This is a genomic window from Kitasatospora herbaricolor (assembly GCF_030813695.1).
GTDB lineage: Bacteria > Actinomycetota > Actinomycetes > Streptomycetales > Streptomycetaceae > Kitasatospora > Kitasatospora herbaricolor.
Genome location: NZ_JAUSVA010000001.1, coordinates 58,547 through 73,775, shown reverse-complemented (window position 1 = coordinate 73,775; position 15,229 = coordinate 58,547). Strand labels below are relative to the sequence as shown.

The window sequence follows — 15,229 nt, the reverse complement described above, 5'->3', positions numbered from 1 at the left end:
ACACCGACCGGCTCCTGGAGATGATCACAACGGGCCAGCCCCTACACACCCTTCCCCGCCAACCCGTCCGCACCCTCCGCTTCGGCGCGCAGATCCTGGTTGACCTCGACACCGGCATGCAGCTCTTCAGCGAAGACCAGGAGATGCTCATTTCCAAGGTGCGGGCCATCACGGGCAGCCACGCCACCAGCGTGCTCTACTTCGCCGACGCACCCCTGCACCGCATCGGCCCCGGTCCGGGCTGGACCTGGCGCCGCTACCAGCCGCCGGCCCCCGGCACCCAGGTCCTCATCCTGAGCAACTTCGCCAGCTACCTCCCCGGCGGCCACACACCCGCCGCCCTGAGTGACCAATGGCGCCATATCTGCCAGATCCTGCGGCGCGGGAATTGCCAGCCCACCGCCCTCGTCCCCCTTCCGCCCTCACGCTGGCCCTCTTGGCTCACCCACCTCATGCCCGTCCTCACCTGGGACCGCGCAGCCCCCACCACCATCGCCACCCACCGGGCCCTGCCATGACCACTCACTACGACACCCGGGCCGAAGCGCTCACACTCCAGGACATGCCCCGTCCCGTCCTCGAACTCGCCATCACCCTCAGCACGGCCACCCGCATCGAACCCTCACTACTGCGCACCATGCGCCTCGCGGTGCGGCCCGCACTCGACGTCGGCGTCGAATCAGACCTCTGGTTCGGCCCATGGGTCATGCGGGCCGGCGGCGAATACATGGCCTTCCGCCCCACGCTCCTGGCCCCGCTGCGCGAAAAGCTCGTCCAGGAGCTGGAGATGGCCGCCCCAACTGACCCCCTCCTGCGGTGCGGCGAGATCATCTCCACCGCACACCGCAAGATCGCCCCGATCCTCGACCTGGAAGAGAAGGCCACCTGGGTCGCCGTACGCGCCGACGCAGGCCGCCCCGTCCCGGACACCACCATCGATGACCTTCTGGCGCCGGCCCTGCTCGCCGCGCAGGAGCATCCCGAGCGACGCCCTGGCCTCTTCCGCTGGCTCAGCGGCGCATGGAAGCGCCTGCCCGGAGCCGTACGTGCCAGTTTCACGCTCACCTCGCTAATCACCCTGCTCGAGGACGCTGATCTACCCTCTGGCGCTTCCGCGAGCGGTCCGCAGACACGACCCTGGGCACAGGGACCGCCCACCTACGTCCTGCCGGTCCGGCACGACGGCGCTCACATCACTCTCGGCGACCCCACCTGGCCCGCCACCGGCATCCGCATCCCCGACACCCAGCCTCTGCAAGTGCAGGTCGCCGACACCAACTCCTGGAACGACGACAATGAATTCATCAGCCTGCGCAAGGGAAGCATCCTCACCGTCCCGGTCAGCCACGTCCCGGTCTACCTGCGCACATCACACGGAACGGTGTACAGACTCGGAGACGCGAGCACGGGACAGGAGTCCAGTACCGAACGAGCGCCTGATGTCCTGCTGGGAACAGCCATTGCACAACTGACCGACCGCGATGCCATGGCGCACGGGGTCAAGCCCGTCCCGGTCAGCACGTCAGCACCTGCCCGGCTGCCGACCTACGTTCGCCGGGCCGTGGACGCGAAGCTCACTGCCGTACTGGATCCCGCGCAAGCCACAAACAGGCTGGTCATCGCCGAAGGCGAACCCGGAAGCGGCCGCACTCGCGCCCTGTGGGAAGCGTTGCGACGCAGCCTGCCCGCCTGGTGGCTGTGGTCCCCCCCAGGCTCTGCAGGGCAGGGCAGTCTTGCCGCCGCCCTTGAGAACCGCCCCCTGGGCACTCCGTTGGTCATCTGGCTCGATGACCTCGACACCTATCTGGACGCCTTCGACGGCGAACTGACGGCCGGGGCCCTGCGCCGCCTTCTCGCCGACACCCAGCGCGGCCCGGTGTTGATTGCTGGGACACGAAACCCGGCGGGCCCAGCTCTCAGAGAGGCCACCGCGAGGGAGCTCCTCCAGGCGGCGACCACTGTGACGGTGCCGCCCGCGTTCTCCGCCAACGAGCTCCGCCGGGCCTTCCCGCAGATCGAAACGGACCCACACCTGCAGCACCTGCTCGGTGCAGTCATCCTCCCGAAGTCTGAGCAAATCATGCTGCGGGGCCCGCATGGCCGGATGACTCCGCGGAGCGCCGAAAGCACCCAAACCGACGGGATCTGGCCAGGGCCCTACCCGATGTCCGCTCTGCCACCACAGCCCAGTGTCTTCACCGGCCATGCACCGGAACTGGACTTGGTGCTGGAGGCTCTCACCGGGCCCCCGGCAGACAGGCAGCAGCAATCGTCAGTGGTGGGCATTGTCGGCATGCCCGGCATCGGCAAGAGCACCCTGGCCCTTGAGGCGGCCACCTGGCTCAGACGCCTGGGCTACTTCCCCGGAGGAATCATCTATGCCCGGGCAGGCCGCAGGGAAACCGATGACACGCTCACCCGCTGTCTCGTCGCCCTCGGCGTTGCGAGCGACAGTGTCCCCGACGAGTTCGCCATTGACCGAGCCGAGATCTACCGCTCGCTGCTCGCCGAACGGACCAGGCAATCAGGTCCAGTTCTTGTCATCGTCGACGACGTCATCGACCCTGACAGCATGACTGTCCTGAGGCCCCCGGACCCGGCCAGTGCGCTGCTCTACACCACCCGCCAGCGCTCCCCCAGGATCTTCCAGGGGCGACAGATTGAGCTCGGTGTCCTGCAGCCCGAGCAGGCTGTCGCTCTCCTTGAGGACCACCTGACCAGACTGTGGCCCCACGACAACAGGGTCAGCGATGAACCAGAGGCCGCCAGGGAAATCGCGGCCCTTTGCGGGTACCTGCCACTGGCACTGACCATCATCGCGGACACCCTCATGCGAGATCGCGCCATATCGCTCAGCGCCCTGGCCCAAGAACTACGTCATCTGGGACTAACCGCGCTGGACAGCAGCAGAAGTCTTCGGGCGGCCTTCGACGTGTCCTACGAACGTCTGACAACCGCACAGGCGAGGACTCTGCAAGAAATCGCCGCCAACCCCGGACCTGACCTAGGCACCGACGCGGCGCTGTTCCTGCTGAGCCCCAAGTACACCCACCAACACGCACTGGCCCACCTCCGGGCCCTGGCCTCGGCCGGGCTGATGAATGCGTCGGCTGGCCGCAGCGGCGAACGGTGGTCGATACACCCCTTGGTGAGGCAGTACGCCCAGCAGGCCAGCAAGGACGACTCCGAGCAGCGCAGCTCATTGCTCCGGCTGCTGGAGCACTACGTTCACCTCCTCAAGCAGGCGGACGCACTGCTAAGGACGCAGAAACCCGTCCATGACAGCGACCAGGCCGAGAACATCTCGTGGCTCGAGACGGAACGGGCGAACCTGCTGGCCCTGGCTCAGGAAGCACATCAGCAGCACCTGCATCAGGCGGTCATCGACATCGCCACAGGCCTCGCCGAGTACCTCACCACCACCCGGCGCTTCGATGAGCTCGAACAGCTCGCGGGGCTGGCCGTGAGGGCCGCGGAGTCCACAGGCGATCGCGCCGCCCTCTCCGGTGCCCTGAACAACCTCGCCATCGCGCTGTACGGGACTGGGCGCACCGAGGAAGCTCTCGAGCTGTTCCGCCGTGCGGCCTCCTCTCATGAGAACACCAGCCGGCACCACGCCCAAGTGGTCAACAACATCGGTGCCAGCCTGCTGAACGCCAGGCGCTTTGACGATGCTCTGGCTGCCTTCGACCAGGCCGCTGCCTACTACAACGATGCGCCGACCTCACGAGCCCTTGGCCAGATCCTCGGCAACCGCGCCCATACTCTCCTGCAGCTTCACCGCTACGACGAAGCCATCGCCACCTACCGTGACGCCGCAGGCATCGCCGGCGCCGACGAGTCCCGGCGCGGGGAACTCGCCCTCGTTCTCACCGGGCTCGGCAGCGCTTACTTGGAATCCGACCGATCCAGCGAAGCCATCGAGACTCTGCACCAGGCCGCCAACGTGTACCAGCGTCTCAATGACCAGCAGGGTCTCGCACTCGCCCTTTACAGCCTCGGCAATGCCTACCGGTACGCGGGCCGGCACTCCGAAGCCATCGTCGCCTTGGAGACTGCGCTCGATGCCCTGCCCGATCCAAGTGACATCCAGACACGCGGTGGAGTCCTCACCAGCCTTGCGTCAGCATTCATGGAAGCCGAACGCTTCGAGGATGCCACCCGCTACCTTGACCAGGCGATGGAAGTCCACACGCGGCTCGATGACCCCCAGCAAATGGCCAATACTCTCAACAATCTCGGCCTCGCCCGCTTCGAGATCGGAGGGACGAGCGACGCTGTCCGCTACCTGCAGCGCGCCCAGGAACTACATCAGCGCTCCGGCAACGTCGCTGGCCAAGCAGAAGTCCTGTTCAACATCGGCAACCTCAACACCCGCTCCCAGCAATACGAGGAAGCTCTCAGCGCACTGGAGAGTGCCCTCTCCCTGTTCCGGCGCACACAGGATGCCCGCGGGCAAGCTCAAACCCTCAACACCCTCGGCATCGCGCTCCTAGAAAGCGGCCGCGTCGCGGATGCCGTGCCATCGCTTGAGGAAAGCGCCAACCTCTACACCACCCTCGGCGACCACCAGGCGGCAGCCCAATCGCTCAACAACCTTGGAAACACGTTCAGCTCACTCGGCAACAACCAACGCGCCATCCAAGTTCTTCAGCAGGCCGTACAGATGCTCACCGAGACCGCAGACAGCCACAAACGCGCTCAGACCCTTACCAACCTCGCCATCACCCAGCTACGAGGCGGACGAACCGGCCAGGCACTCGCGACCCTCATAAGGGCCGAACGCCTGTTCGTTGAGCTCGGCGACGAGCAGAACACCAGGCGGATCCGGGCCTACCGCAACGCCGCCGTCCACCGCTCCAGGTAGCCCGCCGACGCTGACGAAGGCAGCACTCCGAACTCAGCCGCCGTCAGCAGGATCTGATGTGAACACATGAACGATGCCGACAACAGCACTACCTTGCACCACGCTCCCGTGGAACGTCCCACCACTGATCATGTTGACCGGCCGCGACGGCAGATCCCCGAAAGCATCGGCCCACCCGGACAGACCCTCCTGAAAACCAGGATCCGACATGGCCCTGCTCTGCAAAACCTCGCTGAGCAACTCCGCTGATCTCGGGGTCGGAGAACTCTCGAACCCCTCGAAAGCCTCCACACTCGCCACAGCCAACACCCCATCAGACGCCCCGCGCGAGCGCACCAGTTCCATCAGTTCCCTCCACAGCACACTGTCCCAGCCCTGGCCGGCCGCCAACACCAAGAGCAACTCAGGCGAAACCAGACGCTCCGGATTCACCGTCATCACCACCTTTCACGAGACCGGCATCAAAGGCTGTCAAAGTCACGCTACCCACCCCCACAACTAGCAAGGCCACGAGGAGGCGAACAACACCGCAAGCCCTCTCTCACCCCGCCCCGCCGTCATCGGGCAGCACTACCTCCACCAGGAGAAGCCCCGAGACCAGCGCCAGCCGACGCCGGCAGGGGCTCAGGCACCGCCCCCGCCCGCAAACGCTCATAGACCAGGTCAAACGTGAACCCCGCGCTGAACCCCAGCGGCACTGCAAAGAACAACAACCGCCGCACATCAATCGCGTCAAACAGCCCCGGAACAGCCAGCAACTGCGACGCGAAGTACAACAACACCGACACCAACCCAGCCCCAAGACCCCGAACCAGTGCCCGCACCCACGCCGCATCAGACTCAAACGAGTTACGGATCACCGCACCCGCACCCGCCGCACACAACGGCGCCCCCACCAACACCGCAAGAGACCGCATCCCCGCAGGCCTCGGACCACCAGCCGTCACCAACAAACCAAGCGAAGCCAGCAAGAAAACCCCTGACACGGCCATACCCACACCAGAACTCCACCGCCCCGACCGAGCCGACCGCTCCTCCTCCACCGCCCGCTCCTGCCGACGCCTCACCTGCCTACTCAAGCACGCCACCAGGCGCTCGGCTGACGAACCCGACCAGTCCTCTCCCAACACCGCAATGTCCTCATCCACGGCATCGTTGCGAACCTTGTCCAAATTCACCCACACCTCACCAGCACCTCCCCCGAAGGCCGCCACTGGCAACACCGGCACCCGCTGCGCCATCGCAACGATGCCGGCGACGCGGGTCGACTGCCCTCCACCGACCAAGAGGACGCCATCCGAGTTCATCAGCGTGCGGTAGTAGCTGACCTCCCACTCGCCGCTCGTGTCACGGACGACCTCAACGGGAAGGGTGGACTCAGGCGGCAGCACGAACTCCAAGCGCCTGTTTCGCGGAGCGAAGCCGATGACCCGGCCACCCGTCCCGGAGGCGAAGGCCTCGGCGTAGCCGGTGACCACGTGCTGCTCGACATACTTCGGCTTGCTCGAAAACACTGCGAGGTCATAGCCGGCCCGCGCCAGTTCCCGACCCAGTTGCTGGCACGCCTCACGCACGTGGGCAAGGTCCTTCAGCGGCGGCTCGTACACGCGATCATCCGCCGCGCTGCCGACAACAGCTATCAGGGGGCGTCCACCATCAGTCAAAGGCATGGCCGACTGTACCGTCGGGCGGTCACTAACCGCCGGTCGTTTCCCCACATCCACGCGTGCCAGAAACAGCCCACCTAAGCCAGGGCGCACACCTAGCTTGACTCTGTCCGCCGCCGACGTGAGGGAGACAGCCGAGCCAGCCATGATGGGGCCTGTCCGGCCTCTCCGTCGGAGCACGATGGCCAGCCGACTCAGCGACCCCGGTGGTCTTACGGTGCGCTCTCGGGGCCTGTCAGTGACTTGACTCTGTCGCACATCCGGTGGTAGCAGAGCGTGGCCGATTTCACGGTGGGTGACAGCCTCAGGTCGGAGGGTTTGGTGTGACGGATCGCCCGATGGCGCACGGCCACCCAGGTCGGGCGGCCCCGCGTCTGCTGCCGTGGAACGCCCCGCAGACACCGCCCCGCAAGCCTGCTGACCTGCAGGCTCCCGGCAGCTGGTTCCGCCGCCACCTACATGACACTCCGTTACCGAATGTGCGACAGAGCCAGTGACTTTGTGTAAGTCGGTTGGTGTCATCGGATGCTGAGCCGGTCCTCGAAGAACAGTGAGAACTGGTTCAGCGCTTCTTTCCAGTGTGCGGCGACGTGGTTCGCGTCGCGTGCTCTGGGGTTGATCTGTTCCCTGACGGGCGAGGTAAAGCACCTTCAGGGCAGCCTGCTCCGACGGGAAATGGCCGCGGTTGCGGGTCGCCTTCCGAAGCCGGGAGTTGATCGACTCCAGCATGTTCGTGGAGTAGACGACCTTCCTTATGGCGGGTGGGAACGCCAGGTAGGGCGTGAATTCGCTCCAGGCCGCCCGCCAGGTGCGGACCACGGCCGGGTAGCGGGCCCCGAGCTCGGAGTCCGCGAACTCGGCCAGGGCCAGTTCGGCGGCCTGCTCGGTGGGCGCGGTGTAGATCGCCCTCAGGGCCGGCACCATTGCGGGGTGGTCCTTGCCCGAGGTGAGCCGCAGGGACGGGAGGACCTGTCCGGGCTGACCAAGGCCGAGCTGTACAGCGGGCCACCGAGGCCGATCTCCCCCACCGCTCCACCATGACCCGCGACCAACTCCAGCACGCCCTGGAGAAGACCAGCCACGGCCAGCACCTGCGCACCGTTTCATAACCGCCGGCCGGGCCCGGGCGACATTGCCCGCCCGGGCCCGGCCAGCGCTGCGACGCCGTACTCGCCGCCGCCCGGCCGTGACCGTCACGGGGGCGGGCGGGTTGAGAAGGCATGACGAACGAGGCTCCTCGCACCGACCGCGGCACCCTCCCGCCGGCCCGCACCGCGACCGCCCTCGCGGACCGCTCTCAGGACCAGGAGCTGCAGCTGGCGATGCGCCGGGCGGCTGCCTGCGGGGAGCTGGCCGAGGAGTGGCTGCGGACCCTGGGCGGGCGGCAGCCCTGGACGGAGACGGGCGCGGTCCTCACCGACATGGCGCACGCCGTCGGCGAGATCCTGGGGCAGTACGCCCTCACGGACCAGCCCGCCGGCCAGGACGAGACGGACCGGCTGGGCAGGCGCCTTGACCTGTACTTCAGCCCCGCAGGCTGCCTCCTCGCACCACTCACCAACCACCATGAGCCCCTGAGCGACCCGGAGCTGGCCACCGTGCTGCTCCTGACCGGCTGCGCCCGCACCGCACTCGCCATGACCACCATCGCCTGGGAGCGGGACCTGCCCGCCCTGCTCACGGTCATGGAATTCGCCCTCGACCAGGCCGGCCCGGCCGCCGGGTGCGCTGATGGCGAATGACCTGGTCGGGCCGCCACGCGCATCGCGGGAGAATCACCCGGTGACCAGCAGCAGCGCCTCCCGGCCCGGCCAGCGCGGCCTGACCGCCCTCATCCCCCAGCGCCCCGACGACTCCAGCCCCGGCCAGCGCGCCGCCGCCCAGATGCTGGCCCTGCGCGAGGTCACCCTGCCCGCCGCCGTCATCGCGGCCGCCGCCGAACTCCTCGCCGAGAAACTCGACCACGAGAGCGACCCCGTCACCCGCGAAGCCACCGCCGCCGTCCTCGCCCGCCTCCACGACGCCGTCGACCAGGTCGACCCCCGTCCGGAACACCGACGCTGACCGACCGCCCCGGTGTGAGCAAGGCAGCGCTGGACCGCCGTCGCGAAGGCGGGAGGGCCTCGATCCGCAGCCGGCCTATCTGACCGGCCTGTCGCCGTCGCCCATGGTCATTTACCGTCTAGCTGTACTGACCACGGAGGTTGGTGACACGACTCACGGCGTGGTGATCTTGAAATGAGTGAGGGCCTTCTGGCTCGGTGTGGATTGCGACATCTGCACCAGCGCCAGAAAGGCCCTCATGCCACACCGTAACGCACCGCTGACCGAGACCGGACGCCTGCGCCTGGCCCGCTGCGTGGTCGAGGACGGATGGCCGCTTCGGCGGGCCGCCGAGCGCTTCCAGGTCTCGCCGACCACGGCCAAACGCTGGGCCGACCGCTACCGCGCCCACGGCGAGGCCGGCATGAGCGACCGCTCCAGCCGCCCGCACCACAGCCCGCACCGGACCCCGACCCGCACCGAGCGGCGGATCATCAAGATCCGCGTCCTGCGACGCTGGGGACCGGCCCGCATCGCCTACCTCCTGCACCTCAACCCGGCCACCGTGCACCGCGTCCTGACCCGCTACCGGCTCGCCCACCTGGCCCACCTCGATCGCGCCACCGGCCGGCCTGTGCGCCGCTACGAGCGTTGCACTCCAGGTGAGTTGGTCCACGTCGACATCAAGAAGCTCGGCAACATCCCCGACGGCGGCGGCCACCGGGTGCTGGGCCGCCCCGCCGGGAAGAAGAACAGCTCCGGCGCTGGCTACAGCTACCTGCACAACGCCGTCGACGACCATTCCCGCCTGGCCTACAGCGAGATCCTGCCCGATGAGCGCAAGGAGACCGCCACCGCCTTCTGGACCCGCGCCCAGGACTTCTTCGCCCAGGCCGGGATCACCGTCCAGCGCGTGATGACCGACAACGGTTCCTGCTACAAGTCCCACCTCTGGCGCGAACTCCTGGTCTCGGCCGGGATCGCCCACAAGCGAACCCGGCCCTACCGGCCCCAGACCAACGGCAAGGTCGAACGCTTCAACCGCACCCTGCTCGACGAATGGGCCTACGCACAGCCCTACCGCACCGAACAGGAACGACGCGACGCCTACCCCGCCTGGCTCCACACCTACAATCACCACCGCGGACACACCGCACTCGCAGGCAAACCACCCGCCAGCCGCGTCCCCAACCTCACGGGTCAGGACATCTAGCCGCCCTGGAAGCGGCGATAGCCGAAGCCGAGCGTTGCTGAGGGCGACGGGCGGGCAGGACGCGCAGCCGCCCGGTGGTCTCGGCGATCTGCTCCTCGTCCAGTTGGAGTCCCTCCCGCAGCAGCATCTCGTCGCTGACGTCCGCGGGGACGGTCCGCAGCAGCGGCCGGACGGGGGTGGTGGCGGTGTGACAGGCGAGGTGGTGCTTGAGGAGGGGCCAGGCGTAGCCGGCGACGTTGGAGCTGGCCAGGGCTTGTCCCCAGTGGATGACGAGATCGCCGAGCGCCTTCTGGACGACGTGGTCGGCTTGGTGCTCGTCGCCGGTGTGCAGGAGGACGTAGGAGAGGTAGCGGGGTCGGTGGAGTTCGCAGAATGCGAGGAATTCCATGGGAAGGCTGATCGTCGCGGGGGCTCGGGAGGCGGCGGGGTCGGCGTACCGGGCGGCGTTCATGATGGTTCTCCCTTCCTGGTGTTTGGGCGGGTGCGGGCGAGTCGCCGGGTGGGGTGCCTGGTGGTCAGCCGAAGGAGCCTGCGGGCGGCGAGCAGACGGTGCTGCCTGGGCGGGCGGCGGTGGCGTGCTCGGTAGGAGCCGGTTGGAGGGTGGCCGCGGCCTGGCACTGGGCCTGGTTCCACAGCGGCTGCAGTTCTGCGGACTGTCCGTGCAGGACGGTGACGACCTGGTCGACGACGCTCCAGTCGGGCACCCGGCCGCTCTCCAGCAGGGCTGTGACGTCGCGGGTGCGCAGGCGCCCCTTGGCCATCTTGCAGATCACCGACGGCGCCGGCCGGGCAGCGGCGAGGTGGAGGTCGGAGACGATGTCGTGCAGGGTCGCTGCCGCGTCTTGCGCGCGGGCGTCGGCGCGGGGCTGGAGCGGGGTGCCGCGGGCGGCCTCCCACAGACCGCGAAGGGAGGAGGCGTCCGCGTCGCAGGCGGCAGCCAGGCTGCGGACGACCTGCCAGGAGGGGATACGCTCCCCGGCGAGGAGGCGGGTGACGTAGGACGGCGAGATGCCGGCGTCGCGGGCTAGGACACGCAGGGTCTTGCCGCCGGCGCGCTGCAGTTGTGAGAGCGCGGTCGTCAGCAGCCGGGCGGCTTCGCCGGGATTCGTCGGGGGCGGGACCTGGGCCTGCTCCTGAGGGTGAGCGCCTGCACTGTCCTGGCCGGGGCCAGCGGACCCGCCGCGCTGCGCATCGCCCGGCTGGGCCGGGGCCCGGCGGGGCTCGGCAGCCCGAGGCCGGGGTGCGCGCCGCAGGGCCCTGGCCGAGATAGGGGGTGCGGCGGGACGGCGGGGCACACTGATGCGCCAGGCAGCGAAGATCTTGTCGACGTTCTGGGCGGGCCAGCGCTTGCGGGCGGTGTCCTCGCTGACGAACAGCGCGGTACCGACCTGGGCCCAGCTCGCCGCGCGCTCGCGGGACTGTTCCACGACCGCGGCGCCGAGGGCCTCGTAGACGCTGCCAAGGTCGCGGTAGGCCTGCAGGGCCACGGTGTTAGAGGACGGCTCGGGCAGGCAGGCGAGGTCGATGAGCGCGTGCAGGCGCGCGATCATGTCCTGGCCCACCGCGGCGACCTGTTGGCCGTCGGTGACGGCCCGGCGCACCTCGCGGGGGTGGGGGCTGACGGGGGCGCCGGCCGCGCGGCTCGCGGAGATGCGGCAGTCGGGGGAGCAGAAGACGGCCGGGCGCCCGATGGTGCCGCGCGGGAACGGCGTTCCGCAGCTGCGGCACAGGGACTCGTTGGGGGCCGGTTCAGTGGTCACGGGGGTCGTCCTTGCCTGTCTCGTACCTCTGCACGAGGCACGGACACTGACGGGTGGTGTGGGGTTGTCACCGCTGTGTCAGCGGTCGGAATGCTGCGCCGGGGACTTCGATCACCGGCGGGCGGGCCCGCGGGGCGCCGGCCAAGACGGCGCGGCGCCCCGCGGGCGCCGGTGTCAGCTCGCGCGGGCCCGGCGGATCGCCAGGTAGGAGCGGTCGGCGATGCCCGTCAACGCCAGCACCAGACCTGCCGCTGCGGCCGTCGGCTCCAGGCCCCAGATCAGGATGACACCGGCCACGGGCACGGCGACGAAGGCACCCAGCGTCAGATTTACCGCGTAGTCAACGCCGTTGGAGGTTTCCGCGCTCCCCCACTGCGGCATGTATGCCGTGTTACGGTCGGGACGGCGGTTGAGCAGCACGTTTGGCCGTCGGGCCGCACTGCGATTCAGGGACATGCGTTCTCCTTGGTCGAGTATCCGGTGATGAGGGGCCCTGCGCTCAGTTGGTAGCTGCCGTAGCAGGGCCTCTCAACCGGGACCTTAGCCGCCCACGCGGACTCCCTGTGCCTTTTCTGTTACGCAGCGGCATCTTTCCCGGTCTCCATATGAAAGCCAGAAAACCGGAAGTGCTGATTCCGCGACAGAAACCCGCACGTCAGCGCCCCAAGATCCAGTCCAGTAGCGGCGAAGGCCCCGTGCCTCGCTCTGGCGAAGCGCCACCAAACGCCACCCCCCGCCACACGCACCCCTCCGGTGCCCGGCGGAACGCACCACGGCGCGGGGGCCGACCCGCTGCTGAGTGCCCAGGTGCCGGAATTCGCACCGGGACGACACCACCCCACCGGCTTCGACCTCCCCGCCTCCGCCGGCGGCCAGGCCGAAGCCGCCGGTCCCTTCGGGATCCGGCCGCCCATCGTGCTGGTCGTCCGCACGGTGAGCCGCCCAACCCGTCGCTGCTCGCGGGCCCTCCTGCTCCGCCGCACGACTCCCGGTGCCGGCAGGATTCCCGCTCACGGCGCCGGCCGTCCGAAGGCCCGCCTCCGCGCCCCGTCCCGCAGGCCCAGAAGATCGTTCAGGGCGACACCCTGTTCGGCCCAGGCGCGCAGCCGGTCGCGGTCGACCCAGTGGATCTGGTGCTTGTCGCCCCAGGCCTTGGCATCGCGGGTGAAGGTGCCGTTGGTGACGACGACGGCGATGTCGGCGCGGTGGGCAGGGCCGGCTGTCCCCTTCACCTGGTACATCACCTGGGAGCCGACCTTGCCGCCGACCTTGGTGTGCTTGGCCTGCAGGACAATCCGTCCGCGCCGCGGGTGGCGGCCGATGACGTCGGCGGCCTGGTCGCCCTGCTGGCCGACCTGGCGGGCCGACCAGCCGTCGCGGATCAGCAGGTCGCGCAGCGCGAACTCGAACTGCCGGTCCGACAGGGCGTCGACCTCGGCCAGGGTCAGCCGAAGCCTCGCCAGCCGCTCGCCGCGCAGGCGCTGCGCCGCAGCCCGGCGTAGGCGGAGCACCACAGCGACGGCCAGCGCGCACCCCGCCGCCACCACAAGGAGCGGCCAGCCTCCGAGCAGAACCCGCCCCACGGCCAGGACCATGCGCAGCACCAGCACCGCGCCCGCGAGCGCGACGATGCCGGCGGCGACGTGCTCGACGGCGCCACGGGGTCTGCGGAACCGGCTGCGGCGCCTGGTCGTCACGGCGCAGCGGGTGCTGCGGCGGGGGCCGACACCGAGGGGGCCGGCGCCGTCGGCGCCGCGGTGCTCGCGTCGGAGAAGCCGAAGACCTGCCCCCACAGCCAGACGGCCGCCACCGCGCCGACGATCACCCAGCCGCTGGTCTTCTTCGGGCTCGGGCGCGGATTGCGCCGGATGTGCGACCGGACTCGGTGAAAGCCCTCGGGTACACCAGCCATGGAAATCCCCTCCCCACCGGCGGTCCACCGTGCGCGGACCGTCCCGGAACCTGGTGTATCAGCGGCCTCCGACACAACCGGCCCCCTCCCCGACACCCCCGGCCACCAGCGGATATGAACCAGCCACCCCGCATTCCCGGCACCCCACATACGCCAGTGAATCGAACATCCGGGCACTGACCTCGCCCACGAAATCGCTCACCCACCCATCCCCGGGACACGGGCATACCCCGTCCGGCCGAGCCGCACGGGCCGGCCGACGGCGCTACCTGCGAAGCCACCTTCCCCCGCACGCGGCAACACCACCGAGAGATGGCGTGTTGCCGCCGGTGGTACAGCCAGCCGGCGCGCGCCCACTAAGCTCCGGTCCGCCGGCTGCGAAGCTCCGCTCGGCGAACTGGGCTTCGAGAGAGCGTGCCTTGCCGGATCGCCAAGCTGAACGGCTACCCGCCCACGAGGCCGATCGTCTCAGCCCCGAGGCTGGGGACCTTCTCGATGGCTTCCTTCGGCAGTTTGCTCAAGCGAAACGGCGTGACGGATCCCGGCCTCAATCCGCTTGTGGCTCAAGGCCTGACGGCCCGGTCCGTCAGCGGGCTTCCAGCTTTTCGGCTTGCCGCGTGAGTTCCGTCGCGATGTCGTCCCAGTCCGGACCGTGTAGCCACAGATTCTGCGCGGCCTCCCGCAGAAGAGCTGGCTGGTCCGGCTTCTGCAGAAGCACAAGCCGATAGGCGAGGTTGCGAATCCGCACAGGCAGCCAGCCGTCGACCACGTTCGGGCAGAGCTCCCGCAGCATCGAGAGAATCGCATCCGCATCGGCGAAGGTCAGCTCTTCGATGAAGTAGTGCTCGTCGTGCCCTCGACCGCACGCCGGTGTCGGACGGTACTCATCTCCGTAAAGACACCGGGCGTGCTCAGTCAGCGTGCTGTGCATGCGCTGCAGCCTACGACGTCATGATCCGTCGGACAGAACCTGAGGGCGCGGTCAGCCGAGCGTGACGACGCTGGCCGCGACCTTGTCGGTCTGCTCGGGGCACAGCACCGGGGCGGCGCCGACCATCGCACCTGCTTCAGCCGGTTCGAAGCCGAGACGTACCCGGGCGACGACATCCTTCACGGACTGGCCGGAGCGCAGCAGCTTGCAGATGCTGTAACCCTCGTCGGCGAGGTCCGCCGGTGGGACGCCCTGGAGGCTGGGTGCTTGCCGGCCGACGTTGGACGCGTAGAGGCCTTCGGCGGCGGCCTTGGCGACCTTCGCGTCGATGGTGCTGCTGCTGGCGGTGGTGCTGGGGGTAGGGGTCTTCGGCGGGGTGGCGGCGAGGGCCGGTGCCTTGCTGCTCCTGACGGGCGAGGGCGCGGAGCTCGGGGTGGTGACGCTGTCGTCGCTGAACGATCCGCTGATCGCAAGGACGATGACGGTGGCGACCACGCCGAGGATCGCCGCTGCGACGGGGCTGAGGCGCGACGCCTTCGGCGCGCTCTGCGTAGCGCCGGCCGGCTGTACCGCTTGGGGAGTCGTCGGTGCGCAGGTGCACCCTCGTCCGACGCGCGGGAATGCCGGCTGATCCGCCGGCGGCCATCCCGGGGGTGCCGCCTTCGCGGCCGCGCCGTCGGCGGGCGCGGAGGTCGGCTTGGTGAGGTCGAGGGGCATGGGGGGCAGCCGGTCCGGGCCGTCTGGATGCTGCGGGTCGGGGCTGCTCATGGGCGGAGTCCTCTGTTGCGGGCTGGTGTGGCGCAGCACAGGTTCCCAGCAGGAGTGACGGGCTGGTG

Annotated in this window: 14 protein-coding genes and 1 pseudogene; 5 read left to right on the top strand and 10 right to left on the bottom strand. The window is 69.0% G+C overall.

What is annotated here, in order from left to right; all coding sequences use genetic code 11:
- Positions 1-20: 20 nt before the first annotated feature.
- Together J2S46_RS00340 and J2S46_RS00335 are read left to right on the top strand one after the other, a co-directional pair.
- On the top strand, positions 21-518 hold the full coding sequence (locus J2S46_RS00340) for a hypothetical protein (RefSeq protein WP_191294416.1): 498 nt from the start codon (positions 21-23) through the stop codon (positions 516-518).
- The gene (locus tag J2S46_RS00335) at positions 515-4,867 is read left to right on the top strand and encodes a tetratricopeptide repeat protein (RefSeq protein WP_191294417.1); all 4,353 of its coding nucleotides are present in this window, start codon (positions 515-517) and stop codon (positions 4,865-4,867) included. The genes J2S46_RS00340 and J2S46_RS00335 overlap by 4 nt, the downstream gene beginning before the upstream one ends.
- A gap of 33 nt (positions 4,868-4,900) precedes the next feature.
- Here J2S46_RS00335 and J2S46_RS00330 read toward each other — a convergent pair whose 3' ends face one another.
- The 3 genes and pseudogenes from J2S46_RS00330 to J2S46_RS41005 form a co-directional block, all read right to left on the bottom strand.
- Positions 4,901-5,305 (bottom strand): hypothetical protein, encoded by a 405-nt coding sequence (locus tag J2S46_RS00330; protein ID WP_191294418.1) that lies wholly within the window; start codon positions 5,303-5,305, stop codon positions 4,901-4,903.
- Positions 5,306-5,424: 119 nt separating this feature from the next.
- On the bottom strand, positions 5,425-6,474 hold the full coding sequence (locus tag J2S46_RS00325) for a hypothetical protein (protein WP_191294419.1): 1,050 nt from the start codon (positions 6,472-6,474) through the stop codon (positions 5,425-5,427).
- A 578-nt stretch (positions 6,475-7,052) separates the two neighbouring features.
- Positions 7,053-7,494, bottom strand: a pseudogene (locus tag J2S46_RS41005) (transposase); the annotation flags it as partial.
- A gap of 260 nt (positions 7,495-7,754) precedes the next feature.
- Between J2S46_RS41005 and J2S46_RS00315 the strand changes: the two are divergent.
- The 3 genes from J2S46_RS00315 (at position 7,755) to J2S46_RS00305 (ending at position 9,790) form a co-directional block, all read left to right on the top strand.
- On the top strand, positions 7,755-8,276 hold the full coding sequence (locus J2S46_RS00315; RefSeq protein WP_191294420.1) for a hypothetical protein: 522 nt from the start codon (positions 7,755-7,757) through the stop codon (positions 8,274-8,276).
- A 40-nt stretch (positions 8,277-8,316) separates the two neighbouring features.
- On the top strand, positions 8,317-8,598 hold the full coding sequence (locus tag J2S46_RS00310; RefSeq protein WP_191294421.1) for a hypothetical protein: 282 nt from the start codon (positions 8,317-8,319) through the stop codon (positions 8,596-8,598).
- 238 nt (positions 8,599-8,836) lie between these two features.
- The gene (locus tag J2S46_RS00305; RefSeq protein WP_191294931.1) at positions 8,837-9,790 is read left to right on the top strand and encodes an IS481 family transposase; all 954 of its coding nucleotides are present in this window, start codon (positions 8,837-8,839) and stop codon (positions 9,788-9,790) included.
- Here the strand turns inward: J2S46_RS00305 and J2S46_RS00300 are convergent.
- From J2S46_RS00300 to J2S46_RS00270, 7 genes are all read right to left on the bottom strand, one after another.
- Positions 9,771-10,241, bottom strand: coding sequence for a hypothetical protein (locus J2S46_RS00300; RefSeq protein ID WP_191294781.1), 471 nt, complete (start codon positions 10,239-10,241; stop codon positions 9,771-9,773). The two genes, J2S46_RS00305 and J2S46_RS00300, sit on opposite strands and share 20 nt — an antisense overlap.
- A 64-nt stretch (positions 10,242-10,305) precedes the next feature.
- A complete protein-coding gene (locus J2S46_RS00295; protein WP_191294782.1) occupies positions 10,306-11,550 on the bottom strand; it encodes a helix-turn-helix domain-containing protein in 1,245 nt (414 codons plus the stop codon).
- A 174-nt stretch (positions 11,551-11,724) separates the two neighbouring features.
- Complete coding sequence (locus tag J2S46_RS00290; RefSeq protein WP_191294783.1) at positions 11,725-12,006, bottom strand: hypothetical protein; 282 nt, start codon at positions 12,004-12,006, stop codon at positions 11,725-11,727.
- 554 nt (positions 12,007-12,560) lie between these two features.
- Positions 12,561-13,247, bottom strand: a complete 687-nt coding sequence (locus tag J2S46_RS00285) for a restriction endonuclease (protein ID WP_229913447.1) — start codon at positions 13,245-13,247, stop codon at positions 12,561-12,563.
- Complete coding sequence (locus tag J2S46_RS00280) at positions 13,244-13,462, bottom strand: hypothetical protein (protein WP_191294784.1); 219 nt, start codon at positions 13,460-13,462, stop codon at positions 13,244-13,246. Before J2S46_RS00280 ends, J2S46_RS00285 begins: the two co-directional genes overlap by 4 nt.
- Before the next feature lie 586 nt (positions 13,463-14,048).
- The gene (locus J2S46_RS00275) at positions 14,049-14,393 is read right to left on the bottom strand and encodes a hypothetical protein (protein ID WP_191294785.1); all 345 of its coding nucleotides are present in this window, start codon (positions 14,391-14,393) and stop codon (positions 14,049-14,051) included.
- Positions 14,394-14,444: 51 nt separating this feature from the next.
- A complete protein-coding gene (locus J2S46_RS00270; protein ID WP_307348099.1) occupies positions 14,445-14,888 on the bottom strand; it encodes a DUF732 domain-containing protein in 444 nt (147 codons plus the stop codon).
- Positions 14,889-15,229: the final 341 nt, after the last annotated feature.